General features: G+C 63.8%; 21 protein-coding genes. 13 read left to right on the top strand and 8 right to left on the bottom strand.

Annotated features, from left to right (window positions below; all coding sequences use genetic code 11):
* Positions 1–10 precede the first annotated feature (10 nt).
* Entirely contained in the window at positions 11–1,177 is a 1,167-nt protein-coding gene (locus P3T23_RS23535) for an ABC transporter substrate-binding protein (RefSeq protein ID WP_429318524.1), read from the top strand.
* A 191-nt stretch (positions 1,178–1,368) separates the two neighbouring features.
* Positions 1,369–1,626 (top strand): hypothetical protein, encoded by a 258-nt coding sequence (locus P3T23_RS23530; protein WP_133660478.1) that lies wholly within the window; start codon positions 1,369–1,371, stop codon positions 1,624–1,626.
* Positions 1,627–1,678: 52 nt separating this feature from the next.
* Here P3T23_RS23530 and P3T23_RS23525 read toward each other — a convergent pair whose 3' ends face one another.
* The 7 genes from P3T23_RS23525 to P3T23_RS23495 form a co-directional block, all read right to left on the bottom strand.
* Positions 1,679–2,392 (bottom strand): NAD(P)H-binding protein, encoded by a 714-nt coding sequence (locus P3T23_RS23525; protein WP_429318523.1) that lies wholly within the window; start codon positions 2,390–2,392, stop codon positions 1,679–1,681.
* Positions 2,393–2,446: 54 nt separating this feature from the next.
* A complete protein-coding gene (locus tag P3T23_RS23520; protein ID WP_429318522.1) occupies positions 2,447–3,595 on the bottom strand; it encodes a Gfo/Idh/MocA family protein in 1,149 nt (382 codons plus the stop codon).
* A 31-nt stretch (positions 3,596–3,626) separates the two neighbouring features.
* The gene (locus P3T23_RS23515; RefSeq protein ID WP_429318521.1) at positions 3,627–4,676 is read right to left on the bottom strand and encodes a sugar phosphate isomerase/epimerase family protein; all 1,050 of its coding nucleotides are present in this window, start codon (positions 4,674–4,676) and stop codon (positions 3,627–3,629) included.
* 110 nt (positions 4,677–4,786) lie between these two features.
* Positions 4,787–5,749: a substrate-binding domain-containing protein gene (locus P3T23_RS23510; RefSeq protein ID WP_429318520.1), complete on the bottom strand. Its 963-nt coding sequence runs from the start codon at positions 5,747–5,749 to the stop codon at positions 4,787–4,789.
* A gap of 141 nt (positions 5,750–5,890) precedes the next feature.
* Positions 5,891–6,904, bottom strand: a complete 1,014-nt coding sequence (locus tag P3T23_RS23505) for an ABC transporter permease (RefSeq protein ID WP_429318519.1) — start codon at positions 6,902–6,904, stop codon at positions 5,891–5,893.
* Positions 6,885–8,372, bottom strand: a complete 1,488-nt coding sequence (locus P3T23_RS23500) for a sugar ABC transporter ATP-binding protein (RefSeq protein ID WP_429318518.1) — start codon at positions 8,370–8,372, stop codon at positions 6,885–6,887. Before P3T23_RS23500 ends, P3T23_RS23505 begins: the two co-directional genes overlap by 20 nt.
* A gap of 48 nt (positions 8,373–8,420) precedes the next feature.
* Positions 8,421–9,500 carry a LacI family DNA-binding transcriptional regulator gene (locus P3T23_RS23495; protein ID WP_429318517.1) on the bottom strand — a complete coding sequence of 360 codons (1,080 nt, stop codon included), beginning with the start codon at positions 9,498–9,500 and terminating at the stop codon, positions 8,421–8,423.
* 198 nt (positions 9,501–9,698) lie between these two features.
* On the opposite strand from P3T23_RS23495, the gene P3T23_RS23490 reads away from it, so the two are divergent.
* Entirely contained in the window at positions 9,699–10,352 is a 654-nt protein-coding gene (locus tag P3T23_RS23490; protein ID WP_429318516.1) for a protein-L-isoaspartate O-methyltransferase family protein, read from the top strand.
* Between the two features lie 58 nt (positions 10,353–10,410).
* Positions 10,411–10,734 carry a rhodanese-like domain-containing protein gene (locus P3T23_RS23485; RefSeq protein WP_429318515.1) on the top strand — a complete coding sequence of 108 codons (324 nt, stop codon included), beginning with the start codon at positions 10,411–10,413 and terminating at the stop codon, positions 10,732–10,734.
* A 51-nt stretch (positions 10,735–10,785) separates the two neighbouring features.
* Here the strand turns inward: P3T23_RS23485 and P3T23_RS23480 are convergent, their stop codons facing one another.
* Positions 10,786–12,069, bottom strand: coding sequence for an aspartate aminotransferase family protein (locus P3T23_RS23480; RefSeq protein ID WP_429318625.1), 1,284 nt, complete (start codon positions 12,067–12,069; stop codon positions 10,786–10,788).
* Positions 12,070–12,561: 492 nt separating this feature from the next.
* Here P3T23_RS23480 and urtA point away from each other — a divergent pair, with 492 nt between their 5' ends.
* The 9 genes from urtA to P3T23_RS23435 all read left to right on the top strand — a co-directional run bounded on the left by urtA (position 12,562) and on the right by P3T23_RS23435 (position 22,106).
* On the top strand, positions 12,562–13,860 hold the full coding sequence (urtA, locus tag P3T23_RS23475) for an urea ABC transporter substrate-binding protein (protein WP_429318514.1): 1,299 nt from the start codon (positions 12,562–12,564) through the stop codon (positions 13,858–13,860).
* Positions 13,861–13,979: 119 nt separating this feature from the next.
* Positions 13,980–15,599 carry an urea ABC transporter permease subunit UrtB gene (gene urtB / locus P3T23_RS23470; protein ID WP_429318513.1) on the top strand — a complete coding sequence of 540 codons (1,620 nt, stop codon included), beginning with the start codon at positions 13,980–13,982 and terminating at the stop codon, positions 15,597–15,599.
* 1 nt (position 15,600) lies between these two features.
* A complete protein-coding gene (gene urtC, locus P3T23_RS23465) occupies positions 15,601–16,794 on the top strand; it encodes an urea ABC transporter permease subunit UrtC (protein ID WP_429318512.1) in 1,194 nt (397 codons plus the stop codon).
* Positions 16,794–17,660: an urea ABC transporter ATP-binding protein UrtD gene (gene urtD, locus P3T23_RS23460; RefSeq protein ID WP_429318624.1), complete on the top strand. Its 867-nt coding sequence runs from the start codon at positions 16,794–16,796 to the stop codon at positions 17,658–17,660. The genes urtC and urtD overlap by 1 nt, the downstream gene beginning before the upstream one ends.
* Positions 17,661–18,491: 831 nt before the next feature.
* Positions 18,492–19,184: an urea ABC transporter ATP-binding subunit UrtE gene (gene urtE / locus P3T23_RS23455; protein ID WP_429318511.1), complete on the top strand. Its 693-nt coding sequence runs from the start codon at positions 18,492–18,494 to the stop codon at positions 19,182–19,184.
* Between the two features lie 95 nt (positions 19,185–19,279).
* On the top strand, positions 19,280–20,161 hold the full coding sequence (locus P3T23_RS23450; RefSeq protein WP_429318510.1) for an urease accessory protein UreD: 882 nt from the start codon (positions 19,280–19,282) through the stop codon (positions 20,159–20,161).
* Positions 20,162–20,500: 339 nt separating this feature from the next.
* Positions 20,501–21,316, top strand: a complete 816-nt coding sequence (locus P3T23_RS23445; protein ID WP_429318509.1) for a transporter substrate-binding domain-containing protein — start codon at positions 20,501–20,503, stop codon at positions 21,314–21,316.
* A gap of 171 nt (positions 21,317–21,487) precedes the next feature.
* The gene (gene ureA, locus P3T23_RS23440) at positions 21,488–21,790 is read left to right on the top strand and encodes an urease subunit gamma (RefSeq protein WP_017773123.1); all 303 of its coding nucleotides are present in this window, start codon (positions 21,488–21,490) and stop codon (positions 21,788–21,790) included.
* Positions 21,791–21,800: 10 nt separating this feature from the next.
* A complete protein-coding gene (locus tag P3T23_RS23435; protein WP_429318508.1) occupies positions 21,801–22,106 on the top strand; it encodes an urease subunit beta in 306 nt (101 codons plus the stop codon).
* Positions 22,107–22,143: the final 37 nt, after the last annotated feature.

Genomic DNA, 22,143 nt, shown 5'->3' with positions numbered 1-22,143 from the left:
GACCCAACCGATGAGCTTTACGTCGTACAAAAAGAACCTGCGCCAGGTAGCCGCCGCTGCGGCACTGCTGGTCAGCACGGTCGCGCATGCCGATCTGAAGGTTGGCATCGATCTGTCGAGCACCGGCCCCGCCGCCGCGATCGGCATTACCAGCAAGAACGCGATGCTGATGTGGCCGAAGACGATTGCCGGCCAGAACGCCCAGTACATCATCCTCGACGACGGCTCCGATCCGGGCGCCGCCGTGCGCAACATCCGCAAGCTCATCAACGAGGACCACGTCGACGTGATCGTCGGGCCGAACATTACGCCGGCCGCGCTGGCCGCGCTCGATCCGGTCGCCGAAAGCCAGACGCCGATGATTACGCTGATCGGCTCGGCGAGCGTCGTCGAACCACAGGAAGGCAAGCGCGTGTGGGCGTTCAAGATGGCCCAGACCGACAGTGCAATGGCCGACGTGATGACGCGCCATATGGCGAATCACAACGTGAAGACAGTGGGCTTCATCGGCTTCGCGGATAGCTACGGCGACAGCTGGCTCAACGAGTTCACGAAGTTCGCGGCGCTGCGGCACATTCAGGTGGTCGCGACCGAACGCTTCAACCGCACCGACGCGAGTGTCACCGGACAGATCCTCAAGCTGATGGCCGCAAAGCCGGACGCGATCCTGATCGCCGGCGCCGGCACGCCGACCGTGCTGCCGCAACGCACGCTCGTCGAGCGCGGCTTCAAGGGGCCGATCTATCAGACGCACGGCATTGCCACGCCGGAGTTCATCAAGCTGGGCGGCAAGGATGTCGAAGGGACGCTGTTCCCGACGCAGCCGGTCGTCGTCGCGCGGACGCTGCCGGCCGATCATCCGGCGAAGAAGGCGGCGCTCGCGTTCGTCAATGCGTATGAAGCACAATACGGCGCGAACACCGTCACGCAGTTCGCGGGCGACGCGGCCGGCGTGTATCCGCGCCTGCAGGACGCCGTGACCCGTGCGCTGAAGACGGCGCAGCCTGGCACGCCGGCGTTTCGCGCCGCGCTGCGCGACGAGCTGGAGCACGCGCATGAGCTGGTGGTGCCGAACGGAGTCGTCAATACGAGCACGAAGGATCACGTCGGGCTCGATCAGCGCGCCAGCGTGATGGGCATCATCAAGGACGGCAAGTTCACGTATCTGAGCCAGTGACGCCTGCTGGACGGACCGCCCGGGCGATCAGCGGCAGGCGGCGACATTGCACCGCCGCTACCGACGCTCGTGGTGACACCGGAGGTTTGTACGATGCCGGACACCTCGGCGGCGTGGGTGAAGCGGACCGGACTGACGCGCCCTGTCCGCGTTACTGATACAGTGCTTGACTTCACCCTGCATTCACCATCATGCGCACTACCCGAGCCATCCACGCCGTCGAGCGGCTGAAAACCCGCACCGGCAATCCGCTTTACGCAGCGATCAGCCTGTCCGGTGGCCTCTTCTATCTTGTCGACAAGTCGAGCGGCACCGATAAAAAGGTCTCCGATCCGCTCACGCTCGACGACTTCGTGAAGTTTGTCGACGCCTTCGGCCCGCAAAAACCCCGCAAAGCGAGCAAGCTCGACCTCGCGTTTGAAGAGCAGATCAAAAGAAGCCGGCGCTAAGCGTTGCGCTTTGCCGGTGATGTGATTCAGCGGCCAAAGTCCGCTATGTGATTCAGCGGAGCAACCCGGCGGCGCGATGCAGTGCGTCGTTTTCGATGATCGTCACGCCCTGCCCGTCGCCGAGCGCGGCCGATACCAGCGCACGTGCCACCTCGTCGGCGGCGATGGAACGCCACTTCGGCGGCAACACCACACCAAACCCACGCGCGATACTCTCCAATGGACGGCTCTCCTGCCGCGCCCCCATCAGGAACGACGGGCGTACGATCGTGACGGCGGGATAGCCGAGCTTCAGCAGGCCATCTTCGACTTCGCCCTTTACCCGGCTGTAGAACGTTCTTGCGTGCAAGCTGGCGCCGATCGCACTGACGAGCGCATAGCGCGACGCGCCACGACGGCGCGCCTGTAGTCCGACGCTCAACGGATACTCGTAGTCGACCTTGCGAAAGGCCGCCTGGGAGCCCGCCGTCCTGATCGTCGTGCCGAGCGCGCAGATCACTGCATCGACGGCAAAGATCTCGTCGCCATCGGGCAGCGCGTCAAGTCGATCGAAATCGACGACATGTTCGATCACGCGGTTCGCATGCCCCGCCCCCGTTATCGCTGCACCCGAGGCCCGCCGCACGAGCGAACGCACTTCGGCCACGCGTGCGTCGCGCGCGAGCAGCTTGAGACACGCACGACCGACCAGCCCCGTGCCGCCAACCAGCAGAACAGTGCGTTTGCGCGATGCGCCCGTAACGGTCGACGACGGTTGGGTAGACATGCAGGAACCCGCGGAAAGATGACGTGCCGCATCTTACCGCGCGTTCGTTACAGGTCAGCCGTTCTGCACCTCCTGAATCCCGGCATTGTTCGCGCTGCTCCTCATTACGGCGTCGATGAACCGCATGCCCGCGACACCGTCGTCGACCGTGGTCAGCAGACGGCTTTCCGGCGGAATCGGACGGCCCGCATCGAGCGCTTCGATCTGCAACGCGGCGTCGCGATACAACTGCGCGAACGCCTCCAGATAACCTTCCGGATGCCCTGGCGGCACGCGCGTCGCATGCGCGGCGACCGCGCTTTTCACCCGTCCGCGCGTCAGACGCACGGACGCCCCGCCAAGCGGCGTGAACCACAATTCGTTCGGGTTCTCCTGATCGAACGCGAGGCCCGCTTTCGTGCCATACACGCGCAGGCGCAGCGCGTTTTCCGCGCCGCTCGCGACCTGGCTCGCCCATAGCATGCCGCGCGCGCCGTTGGCGTAGCGCAGCATCGCCTGCACGTGATCGTCGACACGGCGCCCGGGAACAAAGGTATGCAGTTCCGCCGACAGCGACTCCGGCGTCATGCCCGTGACGAACGCCGCGAGGTGATACGCATGCGTGCCGATATCGCCGAGGCAGCCTGCGGGGCCCGATTGCGCCGGATCGGTTCGCCACCCCGCCTGCTTGTTCGTGCCCGCCCGCTCGACGGGTTCCGCGAGCCAGTCCTGCGCATACTCGACCTGCACGACCCGCACTTCGCCGATCTCACCGGATTCCACCAGTTCGCGCGCGTGCCGCACCATCGGATAACCGGAATACGTATGTGTCAGTGCGAAGAGCCGCTGCTTCTCCCGCGCGAGCTTCGCGAGCGCCTCGGCTTGCCCCAGCGAAATCGCGAGCGGCTTGTCGCAGATCACATGAATCCCCGCTTCGAGAAATGCCGTCGCCACCGGCGCGTGCAGGTGATTCGGCGTGACGATCGCGACCACGTCAATGCCGTCATCGCGTGCCGCTTCGGCCTGCGCCATCTCGCGCCAGTCCGCGTAACTGCGCGCGATGCCGACCTCCGCTGCACTCGCCTTCGCGCGCTCGACGTCGGACGACAGCGCGCCCGCGACGAGTTCATACCGGTCGTCGAGACGCGCGGCGATCCGGTGGACCGCGCCGATAAACGCGCCCTGCCCGCCGCCGACCATGCCTAACCGCAATCTTCGTATCATCGAATGCTCCTGAAGGACGCCGATGGACGCGCTACAGACCCAGCACCCGCCGGATCTGCGCCGTATCGACGCCGCTGCCCGCGAAATCGTCGAAGGCCTTTTCCGCCACGCGAATGATGTGCCGCCGGATGAATTCCGCCCCTTCGCGTGCGCCGTCTTCCGGGTGCTTCAACGCGCACTCCCATTCGAGCACCGCCCAGCCGGGATAGTCGTACTGAGCCATCTTCGAGAAGATCGCGCCAAAGTCGATCTGCCCGTCGCCCAGCGAACGGAACCGGCCGGGGCGTTCCGTCCAGCCGCTGTAGCTGCCGTACACACCGGCCTTGCCCGTCGGCCGGAATTCGGCATCCTTCACGTGGAAGACCTTGATACGCTCGTGATAGATATCGATGAACGCGAGGTAGTCGAGTTGCTGCAGCACGTAGTGGCTCGGATCGAACAGGATGTTCGCGCGCCGGTGTCCTTTCACGCGATCCAGAAAGCGCTCGAACGTCACGCCGTCGTGCAGGTCTTCGCCCGGATGCAGTTCGTAGGCGACATCGACGCCCGCTTCATCGAACGCATCGAGGATCGGCGTCCAGCGGCGTGCGAGTTCGTCGAACGCCGCTTCGACGAGACCCGCGGGCCGCTGCGGCCAGGGGTACACGTACGGCCACGCGAGCGCACCCGAAAACGACACGTGCGTGTCGAGCCCGAGACGCCGCGAGGCCTGCGCCGCCAGCTTCAGCTGCTGGATCGCCCACGCGGTGCGCGCCTCTGGATTGCCGCGCACATGCGGCGCGGCAAAGCCGTCGAACAACTGGTCATACGCCGGATGCACGGCAACGAGCTGGCCTTGCAGATGCGACGCCAGTTCGGTGATCTCGACGCCTGCGTCGGCGACGACGCCCAGCAGTTCGTCGCAATACGTCTGGCTCGATGCGGCCTGTTCAAGGTCGATCAAACGGCCGTCGACAGGCACCTGGATGCCCTTGTAGCCGAGACTCGCGGCCCACGTGGCCATGTTCTCCAGCGTGTCGAAAGGCGGCCTGTCGCCCAGGAACTGGGCCAGGTAGATCGCTGGCCCCTTGATGGTTTTCATCGTGCGGCTCCTCGGTTAAAGCATGGAACGCACGCCGCCCGGCGTGCGCGAGCGCCGCTCTCGTGGGGTCCCGGTCCCGCACCTCGCACGCAGCGGCAACACGAAGCACATCAGAACGGCGATGCAGGGAAGTAATAGTCTTTGGCGTTGTCCTTCGTCACGAGCACCGAAGGCACGATCGTCGTCGGCGGCAGCTTCTCGTCCTTCAGGCGAGCTTCGCCCGTCAGCTTGATGGCGTCGTAGATGAACTTGGGCGAATACGTGACGTCGGCCTTGATCAGCCTGTCGCCATCCATCACGCGCTTGACCATTTCCTTCGACCCCGCGCCGCCCAGCACTTCCTTGATGTCGGTGCGCTTCGCCTGGTCGATGGCCTTGAGCACGCCAACCGACATGTCGTCATCGGCTGACCAGACCGCGTCGATATGCTTGAAGCGTGTGAGGTAGTCCTGCATCACCTTGAACGCATCGTCGCGGTTCCAGTTCGCGTACTTCGCGTCGAGCACCTTCACGCCAGGACATGCCTTCAACGCGTTCGTGAAGGCCGTATAGCGTTCGTTATCGAGCGTGGTCGGGATACCGCGCAGCGCGACGATGTCGCCCTTGCCATCCAGCGACTTGCAGAAATATTCTCCGGCGAGCCTGCCGAAGGCGGTGTTGTCACCCGCGACATAGGCATCCTGCGCACTCGTGTCGGTCAACCCGCGATCCACCACCGTCACGTAGACGCCCTTCTTGTGCACCTGCGCGACCGGCTGTGTCAGCGAGGCGGATTCATGCGGGAAGATCACGAGCGCATTGATCTTGTTGACGGTCACCAGATCCTGCAACTGGTTGGCCTGTTCGGGTGCGCTGGCCGATGACTTCAGGATCACCTTCAGATCCGGATGCGCTTTCTCCATGTCCTCCTTCGCCTTGTTCGCCCACCAGACGATGCCGCCGGTGAAGCCGTGATCGGCGGTCGGAATCGCCACGCCCAGCGTGACCTTGTCGTCGGCTCTCGCCGCACCCGCTGTGCCCAGCATGCCCAACGCCAGCACGCCGGCACTGATCGCCCGAATGACCTGCTTCATGGTTGTGTCTCCTGTCATGGGGCGCGTGGCGCGCCCGGTTTTTGGGTTTCCGGCGCTGACGCCGGGCATAGCGGTTACCGCTTACGTCGACTTCGAAAACGACTGACTGACTGACTGCCTGCCTGATTGCCTGATGCAGGTTCAACGCCGCCCGCGCTGCAGGAACGCGACGATGATGATCACGACGCCCTGCACCGCGGCGTTCAGGTACACACTGATGATGCTGGTGAGATTGAGAATGTTTGCGATGACCGACAGCAGTACCGCGCCGATCACGGTGCCGACCACGCGCCCTTCGCCGCCCTTCAGCGCCGTGCCGCCGACCACCACCGACGCGATCGCTTCCAGCTCCCACAGGAGCCCGGTCGTGGGCGTCGCGGAGCCGAGGCGCGGCACGTAAAGCACCGTCGCGACGCCCACGCAGATACCGAGCAGCATGTACGTGACGATCTTCACGCGATCGACGCGAATCGCCGCATAGCGCGCGACCTGCTCGTTGGAGCCGATCGCCTGAACGTGCCGGCCAAACGCGGTGCGATTGAGAATGAGCGCGCCGCCGGCCGCGACGATCAGGAACACCCAGATCGGTATCGGCACGCCAAACACGCTGGCGTAATAAACCGGCCCGTACAGATCGGACAACGCGTTATTGAGCGTGAGCGCGCCGCCGTCGGCGAGCCACGTCAGCACGGCGCGGAAAATGCCCAGCGTGCCGAGCGTCACGATAAACGGCTCGATGCGGCCTTTCGTGATCAACAGCCCATGCGCGATGCCGAACACACCGCCGAGCACCAGTGCAAGCACGATGCCGATAAGCACGATCGACAGCGGCGCGAACGTATGGCCGCCGATGCCGTTCGCAAGCGCGTTCATCGTGTAGATCATGCTGCCCGCGATCAGCGCGGCCATCGATCCCACCGACAGGTCGATGCCACCCGAGATGATCACGAAGGTCATGCCCACCGCGATGATGCCGATGAACGACGTACGCGTGAGCACGTTCATGAGGTTGTCGACGGTCGCGAAGTCGTGATTCAGCAACTGCCCCGCGACGCACAGCACGACCAGGCCAAGTAGCGGACCGAGCCCGTACAGCCGGCGCGCGAGGCGCATCGCACGGCCCGGTTGCGTGGGTTCAGTGTGTGCCGGTTGCATGGGCGATCAACTCCTCTTCGGTTAGCTGGTCGAGCGTGAGCGTGGTCTGCAGACGGCCTGTGCGCATCACCGCGACGCGGTGGCACAGCCCGATCAGCTCGATCAGTTCGGACGAGATCACGATCACCGCGCGCCCCTGCGCGGCGAGCCGATGGATCAGGAAGTAGATGTCGCGCTTCGCGCCGACGTCGACGCCGCGCGTCGGTTCGTCGAGCACGATCACGGCCGGATCGGGATGCAGGAACTTCGCAAGCGCCAGCTTCTGCTGGTTGCCGCCGGAAAGCATGCGCGCGCGGATCGACGTATCGCCCGTGCGGATGCCGAATTCGGCGATGCCTTTCCCGAGCGCCGCGCGCTCGGCTTTCAGGTCGAGGAGCGGATGCGCATAGCGTTCGAGCGTCATCAGCGTGAGGTTGTCCTGCAGGTTCAGGTTCAGATGCAGCGCCTTGTTCTTGCGGTCCTCGCTCAGATACGTGAGGCCGCGGCGCATCGCCTCGCGCGGATTGCGGATATCGGCCACGCGGCCCGAGAGTTCGATGCGGCCCGCCGTGCGTCTGCGCAGGCCGAGGATCGCCTCGAAGGCTTCCGTGCGCCCCGCGCCGACAAGGCCCGCGAAGCCCAGCACTTCACCCGTGCGCACTTCGAACGACAGCGACTCCACCCAGCCCGGCACCGACAGCCCTTCCACGCGCATCGCCACCGGTGCATCGGCGGGCGGCGGTGCCTTGTCGGGGAACATGTCGGACAGTTCGCGGCCCACCATCAGGTTGGCCATCTGCTGGCGCGCGAGGCTCGACGTCTCGCCGCGCGCCACGAAACGGCCGTCGCGCATGACGATCACTTCGTCGGTAATGTGCTCGACTTCATCGAGCTTGTGCGAGATGTAGACGATCGTCACGCCGTCGGCCTTCAGCTTCAGCATCAGCGCGAACAGGCGCTCGGTTTCAGCGGGCGTGAGCGTCGCCGTCGGTTCGTCCATGATCAGGAAGCGCGCGCGCCGCGACAGCGCCTTGGCGATTTCCACCATCTGCTTTTCCGCGACGATCAGGCTGCGCACCTGCGTATCCGGCGATTTCGTCAGGCCGACCTGTTCGAGATAGCGCGCGGCCTCCTTGCGCATCGCGCCGTCGTCGAGCAGCCAGCCGCGCTTCTTCTCATGGCCCAGATACATGTTCTCGGCGATTGACAGATGATCGGCAAGATTGAATTCCTGGTGGATCAGCACGATGCCCGCGGCCTCCGCGTCGCGTGAACTCGTGAAGTGCCGCGTAGCGCCGTCGACGGTAAGCGTGCCTTCGGTCGCGCTTTCGTAGCCGGCGAGGATCTTCATCAGCGTCGACTTGCCCGCGCCGTTTTCGCCGAGCAGGCCATAGATGCGTCCCGGCGCAAGATCGAACGACACGCCGTGCAGCACGCGCACCGGGCCGAAATCTTTCCGGATGTCATCGAAGCGGACCGACAGACTCATTGCGACTGCGCTCCTCTCTCGTTATATCTGCGTGACACGCTCAGGCGCTTATGCGCTGCCGCGCACGACAAGCCGGTGTGGCAGCAGCACGCCCGGCACACTTGCCGCCGGGTCCGCGAGGCGCTTGAGCAACAGCCGCGCCGCGGTCTCGCCAAGTTCGCGCATCGGCTGCGCGACGGTGGTGAGCGGCGGATCGATCTGCGCCGCCACCGAGATATCGTCGAAGCCGACCACCGCGACATCGTCCGGCGTGCGCTTGCCGACGCTGCGCAGACCGTTGATCGCGCCGATCGCAAGCGTGTCGGATACCGCGAAGATCGCATCCGGCGCATCCGCGCCTCGCTGCCCCGCCAGTTCAGCGGCGGCTTTCGCTCCCGCCTCGTAGTCGAGGCTATAGACGTTGCGGCGCCACGCGGGCAGCGGCGTCACGCCGGCATCGCAGAGCGCGTCGAGATAGCCTTGCTGACGCTGGCGCGCGTACAGATAACCGTCGTCGGAATTGATGAGGCCGATCCTGCGATGCCCGCGCGCGAGCAGATGCCGCACTGCGTCGCCAGCCGCGCGATAGTTGTCGATGCCCACATACGGCACGCCCATATCGGTATCGAATTCGCAGCACGCGACCCAGGGCAGCGCGCCCGAGTCTTCCAGCAGCGCGTGCTGAACCGTGTCGGGGTCGAGGCAGATCGCGCCGTCCGCCCGATGGCGGCGCAGCATGTCGAAGTAACTACGCTCGCGGCCCGGATCGGCGCCCGTGTCGCACAGCAGCATGAAATAGCCGTGCTGGCGCGCAACCACGTCGATACCGCGCACGACTTCCGAATAGAACGGGTTGCCGAAGTCCGGCACCATCGTGAGCAGCAGACGGCTCTCCGCGGTGCGCAGATTGCGCGCGAGTTCGTTCACGCGATAGCCGCTGGTCTCGACGGCGGCCAGCACCCTGTCCCGCGTCTGTGCACGCACGTTCGAGTGGCCGTTCAGCACGCGCGACACGGTTGCCACCGACACACCCGCCTGTTCGGCGACGCCGGCAATCGACAGGTCGTCGGACGATCGAAGCGCTGAAACCGGCTGGGGCGATTGAGCCGGCTGAGGCGTTCGAACGTCACGCTGCCGCGGTCTGGACACAGGGGATGTCTCCGGAAAATGTAATCGATTACATTTTTGGACTACCGGAGCGCGAATCTCAAGGTCGATTGCGTAGGGATTTACACGGAGGGCCGGTTCGCGCTGCATGCCCTGCTGGACACGGAACCGCCGTCCGGTTTGGTACAATCCCGCAGTTCCCCCACACCTTCCAGTTGCCTACAACTCGCCGAAACCATCATGAATATCGAGCAAGCGCGTTTCAACATGATCGAACAGCAGATTCGCCCCTGGGAAGTGCTGGACCAGGATGTGCTGAACCTGCTTTCGATCGTCAAGCGTGAAAACTTCGTCCCCGCGGCATACCGCGATCTGGCTTTCGTGGACTTCGAAGTGCCGCTGCCTGCCGGCCAGCACATGCTGGCGCCGCGCATCGAGGCGCGCATGCTGCAGGAACTGGCGGTGAAGAAGCACGAAAGCGTGCTGGAAATCGGCGCGGGCTCGGGCTACATGGCAGCGCTCCTCGCCCACCGCAGCCAGCATGTACTGACCGTCGATATCGAACCTGAACTCGCCGAACTGGCACGCATGAACCTCGCGAACAACGGCGTGCTGAACGCCGAAGTCGCCACGGGTGACGCGTCGCGTGGCTGGGAAGGCGCCGCGCCCTATGACGTGATCTGCGTGTCGGGCGGCCTGCCGGTGCTGCCGCAGGAAATCCTCGAACAACTGAAGATCGGTGGCCGTCTGGCCGCCTTTGTCGGCACTGCGCCGGTGATGAAGGCACAGATCATCACGCGCATCGACGAAAAGCAGTTCCGCATCGCCGACGTATTCGAAACCTACGTCGAGCCGCTCATCAACGCCGTGCAGCCGCCGCGCTTCAAATTCTGAGCGCTGCCGGTCCCGCAGTCTGCCGCACGGTCTGCACCTATAACTGAAAGTCCCGCTGATGCAAAACCTGTCCGCTTCCGCTCTCGCCGAATGGCTCGCCGATACCTCGCGCGCAGCACCCGTGCTGCTCGACGTGCGCGAGCCGTGGGAAATCGCCACGGCGCAGATCGCCGGTAGCGTGTCGATCCCGATGCGGGAGATTCCGGCCCGCAGCGAAGAACTCGACGACGACGCCGAGATCGTCTGCGTATGTCATCACGGCGCACGCAGCGCGCAGGTTGCGATGTTCCTCGAGTCGCGCGGCCATGCGAAGGTCTTCAACCTGCAAGGCGGGATCGACGCGTGGTCGCGTCAGGTCGATCCGTCGGTTCCCACCTACTGACCCACGCTGTACCGTGCACCGGGCCGTGACGGCCCGGTCGCCCCCACTCTGCTAGTCCGTCTCGCGCAGCACCTCCGCCACGGTCCCGAAGATCTCGTCGATCTGCGCTTCATCGATGATGAGCGGCGGCGAGAACGCGAGAATATCGCCGGTATAACGCGTCAATACACCCTTCTGGAAGCACCGCACAAAGACGTCGAACGCACGCGCGCCCGGCGCGCCATCGCGCGGCTGCAACTCGACGCCTCCCACCAGCCCGAGATTGCGCACATCGATCACATGCCGCTCGCCGCGCAGCTTGTGGATCGCGTTCTCGAAGATGGGCGACATCTGCGCGGCGCGCTCGAACAGGTTCTCGCGCTCGTAGAGGTCGATGGTCGCGCACGCAGCGGCGGCCGCAATCGGATGCCCCGAATACGTGTAGCCATGAAACAGCTCGATCCCGGCCGGCGCGCCGTTGACGATCAAATCGTGCACCTTGTGGCTTGCCGCGACGGCACCCATCGGCGCGGCGGCGTTATTCGTGCCTTTTGCCATCGTCAGGAGGTCGGGCGTCACGCCGAAGTATTGCGCGGCGAACGGCGCACCAAGCCGCCCCCAGCCCGTGATCACTTCGTCGAAGATCAGCAGGATGCCGTGTTTGTCGCAGATCTCGCGCAGACGCTGCAGATAGCCTTGCGGCGGAATCAGCACACCGGTCGAGCCAGCCACCGGTTCGACGATCACCGCGGCGATCGTCGATGCATCGTGCAGCGTGACGAGCCGTTCGAGTTCGTCGGCAAGGTGCGCGCCCCACACGGGCTGCCCCTTCGAAAACGCCGCTTCCTTGATGTTGAGCGTATGCGGCAGATGATCGACCGCGGGCAGCAGCCCGCCGGAAAACGCCTTGCGGTTCGGCGCAATGCCGCCCACCGAGATGCCGCCGAAGCCGACGCCGTGATACCCCCGCTCACGTCCGATGAAACGCGTGCGCTGCCCTTCTCCACGGGAGCGGTGATACGCGAGCGCGATCTTCAACGCGGTATCGACCGCTTCCGAGCCTGAGTTCACAAAGAAGATGTGCTTCAGATCAGCCGGCGTGTGCTTTGCGATTTTAGTTGCGGCTTCAAACGCTTTCGGATGCCCCATCTGAAACGTCGGCGCGAAATCCATCTCCTCGGCCTGCGCTTTCACGGCCGCGACGATCTCGTCCCGGCAATGGCCCGCATTGACGCACCAGAGCCCCGCCGTGCCGTCGAGAATGCGCCGCCCGTCGTGCGACGTGTAGTACATCCCCTTGGCCTTCGCCAGCAGGCGCGGCGCACTCTTGAACTGACGGTTTGCCGTGAAGGGCATCCAGAACGCGGACAGGTCGAGCGGTGCGGCGCCGGCGCCCTCAGCCGGATTGCCGGCGCCAGGCTGAAGGGGTTCGCCGGGCTGCCCCGGGGTTTCGCGTTGATTCATGTTGTGTCTCCTCGCTGTTGGTCTTCCCAGGTGGATCGTTCGGCTGCGCCTTCCGGCTGGGTCTTTCAGTGTAGGCAGCGACGCCCGCATGCACAACGGCGCAGCGTTGATGCACCGCATCTGCCCGCCCGCATCCCGATGCGCTTCGTTGCGGCGCGACACGCACCTTCACGAGGCGCGAGGGGCCTGTCTGCACCAGATTCGCTCCCAAGCCGCATAACTCCACGAAACGTCCAACTGCGTTGCGGCGCGCCTCCCCCGCGACATGAGCATTTTTCACCGCTTGGCATATGGCTTGCAGTAGGACTTGGGCAATAAGCACGAAAACCGTCACAGCCGTACCGACGCCCAAACAGTCACTACTCAGATGGCAAGGGGAAACACATGAAACGTCGCAGTCTGCTGAAACTCGGCTCGATGTCGGGCGCGCTCGCGCTCGCGGGTCAGAGTCCGTTCGCAAATGCCCAGTCCAGCAGCGGTCCGATCAAGGTCGGCATCCTGCACTCGCTCTCGGGCACGATGGCAATCTCGGAGACCTCGCTGAAAGACACCGCGTTGATGACCATCTCGGACATCAACAAGAAGGGCGGCGTAATGGGCCGTCAGATCGAGCCGGTGGTTGTCGATCCAGCTTCGAACTGGCCGCTCTTCGCCGAAAAGGCCCGCCAGCTGATCACCCAGGACAAGTGCGCGGTCGTCTTCGGCTGCTGGACATCGGTATCGCGCAAGTCAGTGCTGCCGGTGTTCGAGGAGCTGAACGGCCTGCTCTTCTACCCGGTGCAATACGAGGGTGAAGAGATGTCGCGCAACGTGTTCTACACGGGCGCAGCGCCGAACCAGCAGGCGATTCCCGCCACCGAATACCTGATGAGCGCGGAAGGCGGCGGCGCGAAGCGCTTCTTCCTGCTCGGCACCGACTACGTGTATCCGCGCACGACGAACAAGATCCTGCGCGCCTTCCTGAAATCGAAGGGTGTGCAGGAAACCGATATCCAGGAGGTCTACACGCCGTTCGGCCATAGCGACTACCAGACCATCGTCGCGAACATCAAGACCTTCTCGCAAGGCGGCAAGACGGCCGTGATCTCGACCGTCAACGGCGATTCGAACGTGCCCTTCTACAAGGAACTCGGCAACCAGGGCCTCAAGGCGACGGACGTGCCGGTCGTCGCGTTCTCGGTCGGCGAAGAAGAACTGCGCGGCATCGATACGAAGCCGCTCGTCGGCAACCTCGCGGCATGGAACTACTTCATGTCGGTGAAGGGCCCGGCAAACACGAAGTTCAAGGACCAATGGGCCGAGTGGGTCAAGACGGAGAACCTGCCCGGCGGCTCGAAGCGTGTGACCAACGATCCGATGGAAGCGACCTTCGTCGGCATCCATATGTGGAAGCAGGCCGTCGAAAAGGCCAAAAGCACCGATGTCGACAAGGTCCGCGTGGCGATGATCGGCCAGAAGTTTGCCGCTCCATCCGGCTTCACGCTGGAAATGGATGGCAACCACCACCTGCACAAGCCGGTGATGATCGGCGAAGTACGCGCGGACGGCCAGTTCAACGTCGTCTGGAAGACGAAGACGGCTATCCGTGCCCAGCCGTGGAGTCCGTTCATCGCCGGCAACGCGGGCAAGCCGGACGTCGTCAGCTCAATTCCGGCGTTCCTGCGCCGCTCGCGCGTGGCCTGAGTTCCGGGCTGATTCTGGAGTTGAAAGTGCAGTAGCACGTCCGTAGTGCTGTAACGACGGCGCGGCATCGTTCCTCTTTCGATGCCGCGCCGCCCGCCGGTTCATCCTCAAAGGCCACCATGGCGTTTTCCATTTCCAGCTTCACGCGCGGCATTGGCATCGGCATGGCGTTTTGTGCGCTGATGCCGCTTTCGGCGTTTGCGTTGACGCAGGCCGACGTCGCCCCGCTCGCCGGCGACGACTTCGACGCGAAGTCCGCCGCCATCGACAGGCTGATCGCCAATCACGACGCGCCCTCGATGGCGCTCTTGAAGGCGATGTCCGAAGACAGCGCGCTCGCCACCGATGGCGGCGAAGTGCTCATCCAGGACAATGACACCGCCCGCGATGCCGTCACAGGAAAGACGGTTGCCGCAGGCGATGCGCAGGCAATCACGCTGAACAACATCCTGCGCTCGAAGGTATCGGGCGCGCTGTCGGGCCTTCAGCTCGACGCCACCGATCCGGCTGCGCGAAAAGCCGCGATCGACGCCCTGCTGCAAAACCCCGATGCCGCGATGAAACCGATGATCGACCGGGCGCGCGCGAAGGAGACCGACCCTGTCCTCAAGAAGCGTCTCGATACGCTCTGGGCGATGACCGCGCTGCATGACAGCGATCCGGCAAAACGCCTCGAAGCCGTGCAGCTTGTGGCCGCGCGGCACGATCTCGACATGAACGAACTGCTGCGTCCGCTGGTGGCGAAAAAGCCGGACGGCACGTTCGCCGAAAGCGACGACCGCGTGCGCGCCGCCGCGCAGGTCGGCATCGATGAACTCGACGCGATCCAGCGACGCAGCCAGATCGCCGGCACGCTGTTCGCCGGCCTGTCGCTTGGCAGCGTGCTGTTGCTTGCCGCGCTGGGCCTCGCGATCACGTACGGCCTGATCGGCGTGATCAACATGGCGCACGGCGAATTTCTGATGATCGGCGCTTACGCGACGTACGTCGTGCAGAACCTCGTGCAGCGCTACGCGCCCGGTGCGTTCGACTGGTACCCGCTCTTCGCGGTGCCGGCTTCGTTCGTGGCGGCCGCGCTGGTCGGCATCGTGCTGGAGCGGCTCGTGCTGAAGCATCTCTATGGACGCCCGCTCGAAACGCTGTTGACGACCTTCGGAATCAGCCTGATCCTGATCCAGGCGACGCGCATGTTGTTCGGCGCGCAGAACGTGCAGGTAGTGAATCCTTCGTGGATGAGCGGCGGCGTCAACGTGATGCCAAGCCTGATCCTGCCGTACAACCGGCTCGCCATTCTGGCGTTCTCGATGATCGTCGTCGCGATTGCGTGGGCGGTGCTGACCAAAACGCGTCTGGGCCTCTTCGTGCGCGCCGTCACGCAAAACCGGCGGATGGCCGCGTGCGTCGGCGTGAAGACCGCGCGTGTCGATTCGTACGCGTTCGCGTTCGGCGCAGGCATCGCCGGCCTCGGCGGCTGTGCGCTGTCGCAGATCGGCAATGTCGGCCCGGATCTCGGGCAGAGCTACATCATCGATTCGTTCATGGCCGTGGTGCTGGGCGGCGTCGGGCAACTGGCCGGGACGGTGATCGGCGGCTTTGGGCTCGGCCTCATCAGCAAGGCGATCGAGCCGTTCTGGGGCGCCGTGCTCGCGAAGATTGCCGTGCTCGTGCTGATCGTGCTCTTCATCCAGAAGCGTCCGCAAGGCATGTTTGCCCTGAAGGGCCGCAGCGCGGAGGCATGAGATGACATCCGCGACTTCTCCCGCTTCCGCTTCAGGTTCCGCTACGTCATCGGGCGCGACGCCGCCTGACGAACGCGCCGCGCTGGCGGGCTTTGCGCTCGGGCTCCCGCCGCGTCCCGCGCTGCTGTCGAAACGGGCATGGCAGGCGCTGATTGCGCTCATCATCGCGATCGGCCTTGGCGTGCCGTTCACGGCGCTGGTGCTGCCTGAAACGAGCGCGTTCCACCTGTCCGCGTACGCGATGACGATATCGGGCAAGTTCATGTGCTACGCGATTGCGGCGCTCGCGCTCGATCTCGTCTGGGGGTACTGCGGCATCCTCAGTCTCGGCCATGCGCTGTTCTTTGCGCTGGGCGGCTACGCGATCGGCATGTACCTGATGCGGGCGATCGGCCATGACGGCAAGTACGGCAGCGATCTGCCCGACTTCATGGTGTTTCTCGACTGGCACGCGCTGCCCTGGTATTGGGAAGGCACGCAGCACTTCTGGTATGCGCTGCTGCTGGTCGTACTGGTGCCGGCGGTCATCGCGTGGGTGTTCGGCTTCTTTACGTTCCGCTCGCGCGTGAAGGGCGTGTATCTGTCGATCATCACGCAGGCGATGACCTTCGCCGCGATGCTGCTGTTTTACCGCAACGAGACCGGCTTCGGCGGCAATAACGGCTTCACCGACTTCAAGCGGATTGCGGGTTTTCCGATCACCCATCCGGGCACGCGCACTGCCCTGCTGCTGATCACATTCGCGGTGTTGGTGCTGTCGTTTATTGGCGCCCGCGCGATCGTGACGTCGAAGCTCGGACGCGTCGTCACGGCCGTGCGGGACGGCGAAACGCGGTTGATGTTCCTCGGCTACAGCCCGCTTGCCTACAAGCTGTTCGTGTGGACAGTATCGGCGGTGCTGTGCGGGATTGCGGGCGCGCTGTATGTGCCGCAGGTCGGCATCATCAACCCGGGCGAGATGTCGCCGGGCAATTCGATCGAGATGGCGATCTGGGTGGCGGTCGGCGGGCGCGGCACGCTGATCGGGCCGATCATTGGCGCGTTTGCGGTGAATGGTGCCAAGAGCTTTTTTACGGCGAATTTTGCTGAATACTGGCTGTTCTTCCTGGGGGCGATTTTCGTGCTGGTGCCGCTGTTGCTGCCGAACGGGATCATGGGTCTCATCGAACTTGCCACGCGCAGGAGGAGCCGATGATGAACGAGAATCCGATGGTTCCCGACCTTGCCTTGCCTGAGGAACCGGATGGCGGCCGTGCGCTGAGCGGTGTTGCATCGATGGGCCATGCGGTCACGCCTGGCGAGATCGATGTATCGCACGGGACGATTCTTTATCTGGAGGACGTGACTGTCAGCTTCGACGGGTTCCGGGCGCTGAATGCTTTATCGCTGTCGATCGATGTGGGCGAACTGCGTTGCATCATCGGGCCGAACGGCGCGGGCAAGACGACGATGATGGATGTGATAACCGGAAAGACCGAGCCTGATTCCGGCAAGGTATTTCTTGGACAGTCGATCGATCTGACGAGGATGAACGAGCCGTCGATTGCGCGCGCCGGGATTGGGCGCAAGTTCCAGAAGCCGACCGTGTTCGAGCAGCATCCCGTGTGGGAAAACCTTGAACTCGCGATGAAGACTGACAAGGGGTGGTGGGCTTCGTTGAAAGCGCGGCTCGATCGCGAGGCGCAGGCGCGGATTGAGCAGACGCTTGGGCTGATTCGCCTCGAGAGTGAAGCCCGCAGGCTCGCTGGTGAACTCTCGCATGGGCAGAAGCAGCGGCTCGAGATTGGGATGTTGCTTATGCAGCAACCGGCGCTTTTGTTGCTCGATGAGCCTGCGGCTGGCATGACTGATGATGAGACGATGGAGTTGGCTGTTCTGCTTAACAAGCTGCGTGGGACCTGCTCCATGATGGTTGTCGAGCATGATATGGAATTTGTTGCTGCGCTGGCTGGTGATGCTGGAAGGGTCACTGTTATGGCGGAAGGGCGTGTGCTTGCTCATGGGAGTCTTGATGAGGTTAAGCGGGATGAGGCGGTGATTGAGTCTTATTTGGGGCGGTAGGGGTTGGTGGTTTGCCTGGGGTTTGTTGCGTTTTCTTTTGCTTTTGGTTTATTAGCGTTGCCCCTGTGCGGGGCGGCACCTACTTTTCTTTGTCTTGCCAAAGAAAAGTAGGCAAAAGAAAGGCGCCGAAAGCTCGTCCTTTCTCGATGTATCGCTGACGAGGAATGGCAACCCATGAAGTGTCGCCCTCGCAAGGAGACGACATTGGTCCGACGCCAGACCGCCCCTCGCACAGTACAGCCTGTGACAAAGGGCTCATTCATCCCACTCCGCACTACGTGCGTCGCGGAAGGGCCTGACAGGCGGTGTGCACGATATTGGCGGCGTTGGAGCCGCCTGGCGTAACAACGGTCTCTTGTCGCTAGTGCTGAATTGAGCAGATTTCTCACCGATGAATGCTTCAGCGCTCGGCGTTGGTCGCAAATGAGATTGAGGTCGCTATGCATGAGTATGTGATTGCGATGCGTGAGAAGCGAAACGATATGCAGCAGGCGCTATGCCGCACGACGACGCACACAGTGCGGAGTCGGATGAATGAGTGCTTTGTCACAGGCTGTACTGTGCGAGGGGCGGTCTGGCGTCGGACCAATATCGCATCCCTTGCGAGGGCGACATTTCATGGGTTGCCGTTCCCGGCTAGCGACACATCGAGACAAGACGCGCTTTCGGCGCCTTTCTTTTGCCTACTTTTCTTTGGCAAGACAAAGAAAAGTAGGTGCCGCCCCGCACAGGGGCGACGCTAATAAACCAAAAGCAAAACAAGGAACCGCGACGACGGCAGCAAACAAAAGAAAAACAAAACCAAACCCTGACCTGAGGCCCAAGCCAAAAATGCTAGAAGTAGAAGCCCTAAACCAGTACTACGGCGGCAGCCACATCCTCCGGGATGTAAAACTAACCGTGCCGGACGGCAAACTAACCGTCCTGCTGGGCCGCAATGGCGTAGGCAAGACTACGCTCTTGAGATGCCTGATGGGCACGGTACACGCAAAGAGCGGTTCGATCGCCTGGCGCGGCACGCCGCTAACAAAACTCCCAACGTACGCGCGCGTAGCGCAAGGTCTCGCCTATGTGCCTCAAGGCCGCGACATCTTCCCGCGCTTGACCGTCGAAGAAAACCTTCTGGTCGGCGCCGCCAGCAAAAAAGCCCCTTCAAAAATCCCCGACAGGATCTATGAGCTCTTTCCGGTCCTCAAAGACATGCGCGCCCGCCGCGGCGGCGACCTGTCCGGTGGGCAGCAACAACAACTGGCCATCGGCCGCGCGTTGATGAGCGATCCGCAACTCCTGATCCTCGATGAACCCACCGAAGGCATCCAGCCATCGATCATTCAGGACATCGGGCGCACCCTGCGTCAGCTCGTCGAGGAAATGGGCCTCACGGTGCTGCTCGTCGAACAGTATTACGATTTCGCCAAGGCCATCGCCGACCGCTACTGGGTCATGAGCCGCGGTGAAATCGTCGCGGGCGGCGAAGGCGCAAACATGGATTCAGACGGCGTCCGCCATCTCATCGCCGTGTAAGTCACGCATAAACTGGCATCAACCGGCATGCTATGCTCGTCGGCTCAAGCCGTCCTGATGCATTGCCGCGCGGCTGCACTCTCGAACCATCACGCATGTCGCTTCACGAAAACCACGCCGCACTCGCCACCGCGCAGCCCGTCGCACACCGGGAGTGGCGCGCAAGGCTCGAACTCGGCTTCGCGCTGCACGGCGAACGCACGACGCTCACGCATCGCCGGCATGACGGTCCGTTGCGCGTGCAACGGCCGCTCTACCCCGAAGGCCAGGCAATCTGTCATGCGGTGATCGTGCATCCGCCTGGCGGCGTCGCCGGCGGTGACCGGCTCGATATCGATATCTCGCTCGATCCCGGCACGCATGCCGTGCTTACCACGCCGGGCGCCACCAAGTGGTACAAGTCGAACGGACGCGTAGCCCGGCAGCACATCGATATCCGCGTCGGCGCACGCGCAAAACTCGACTGGCTGCCGCAGAACAACATTGTGTTCGATCATGCGCACGCCGATCTGGACTTCACGCTGACGCTAGCCGAAGGCGCTACCGCGCTCGGCTGGGATGCAACGCAGCTTGGCCGTCAGGCCGCCGGTGAGCGCTGGTCGGCAGGCACGCTGCGCGCGGTGTCGCGCATCGTCGGGGCCGATGGCCAGCCGCTCTGGCTGGAACGCGCCCAACTCACCGCGAACGATCCGCTGCGCGATTCGCCACAAGGCCTCGCCGGTTTCCCGGCGTACGGCACGCTATGGGCCGTCGGCCCCGCCTGCAACGACGCGCTCGCAGAATCGCTCAGCGCGCAACTGCCTTTCGACGATGCGTTGCGCGCCGCAGCATCCTGCGTATGCGAAGGCGTGCTGCTCGTGCGCGCAGTGTCCCGGTCGATGGAAACGCTGCAACGCGCACTGACGGACTGCTGGTTCCAGTTGCGCCCGGTGGTTCATGGCGTCGATGCCGCGCCTCTACGCATCTGGACCACCTGAGGCAGGACGGTTAAGGCGCTGGCGCCGCGTGGCAGGCGTTTCGGTAGTCGCGGTCACCAGCCTTCGCGCCGTCCGCGGTTCTGCAAATAGCCGCGCTCAACACCCCCTGATCTTTCGCGCCACGCGACGCGAAACTGGCAGCGCAGCAAAACCCTCACCATCAAACGCACCAACTTCGCGCATGCAACGCACACAACACGCCCAACCGTAGTGCACCTGCGGGCGCCGCTCATCGCACGCGCTTGCTGCACCGTCATGGCACACGGCTTGCTCCGTATGGCGCCTCGATGCTGCCGCACTCTCGACGGCAGCCGACCGGCCCGTCCGACCTACACGCCCATGAAAAACAAATTCGCCCATCCGATCGTCCGTCGCACGCGTCGTGCGTGGGTCGCGGCGCTCCTCGTCTCGCCCGCGCTCGCCTTCACCGCAACCGCCGCACACGCCGACGCGCTCGATAACATCGCCAAAGCCGGCGTGCTGAAGGTCGCGGTGCCGGAGGACTATCCGCCGTTCGGCTCGGTCGGCCCTGACATGAAACCGCAGGGCTACGACATCGACGCCGCCACGATGCTCGCGAAGGCGATGAACGTGAAGCTCGAACTCGTGCCGGTCAACAGCGCAAACCGCATTCCGTATCTGCAGACGAACAAGGTGGATCTCGTGATCTCGTCGCTCGGCAAGACGCCGGAGCGCGAGAAGGTCATCGACTTCTCGACGGCCTACGCGCCGTACTATCAGGGCGTCTTCGGTCCCGCCGACATCAAGGTGGGCGGGCCGGCGGACCTCACCGGCAAGACCGTCGGCGCGACGCGCGGCGCGCTCGAGGAACTCGCGCTCACGCAGATGGCGCCGAACGCCACCATCAAGCGCTTCGAGGACAACAACGCGACCATCGCGGCGTTCCTGTCCGGTCAGGTGCAACTGATCGCGGCGGGCAACATCGTCGCCGCCGCGATCCTCGCGAAAAATCCGCCACGCCGCCCGGAGCCGAAGTTCGTCATCAAGAATTCGCCGTGCTTCGTCGGCCTCAACAAGGGTGAAGCGCGACTGCAGCAAAAGGTCGACGCAGCCATCGCGACCGCGAAGCAGGACGGCACGCTCAACACGATGTCGAAGAAGTGGTTTGGCGCGCCCCTGCCCGCCGATCTGTAAGCCGCGCGTGAGTTCAGCTTGTTAAGTTGCGCCGTTGCGCGTTACTGTGCGGCATGTCGTTGTCGTTGCCACGTCGCACTCCAGAACGTTGCAGCAACCATGGCGAAGAACAACCACTGACCGACCACCAGAGCCCGCGCCATCGTGCGGGCTCGCTTACGTACCCATCCGATGAAGCTGACACCTCGCGAAAAGGACAAGCTCCTGATCTTCACCGCCGCGCTGCTCGCTGAGCGGCGCCGCGCACGCGGCCTGAAACTGAACTATCCGGAGGCCGTCGCGTTCATTTCGGCAGCGCTCATGGAAGCGGCGCGCGACGGCAAGACGGTCGCCGAAGTCATGCACTACGGCACCACGCTCCTCACGCGCGACGACGTCATGGAAGGCGTGCCCGAGATGATTCCCGATATCCAGGTCGAAGCCACCTTCCCGGACGGCACGAAGCTCGTGACCGTCCATCATCCGATTCCGTGAAGGAGCACGCATGATCCCCGGCGAACTGCTTATCGACGACGGCGAACACGAACTGAACGCAGGCCGCACCACGATCACGGTGACGGTGTCGAACACAGGCGACCGCCCCGTGCAGATCGGCTCGCACTATCACTTCTATGAAGTCAATCCGGCCTTGTCGTTTGATCGTGAAAAAGCGCGCGGTTTTCGCCTCAATATCGCGGCCGGCACCGCCGTGCGCTTCGAGCCCGGCCAGGAACGCACCGTCGAACTGGTCGAACTGGCGGGCGAGCGGGTCGTCTTCGGTTTCAACGGCAAGGTGATGGGCAAGCTCTGAGGCACCACGCCTTGAGTTGATCACCGCACCGATACTT

It is taken from the genome of Paraburkholderia sp. GAS448, assembly GCF_050435685.1.
In the GTDB taxonomy this organism is placed as follows: domain Bacteria; phylum Pseudomonadota; class Gammaproteobacteria; order Burkholderiales; family Burkholderiaceae; genus Paraburkholderia.
Note: the sequence above shows the minus strand (reverse complement) of the source record. Positions and strands in the feature narration are given on the sequence as shown.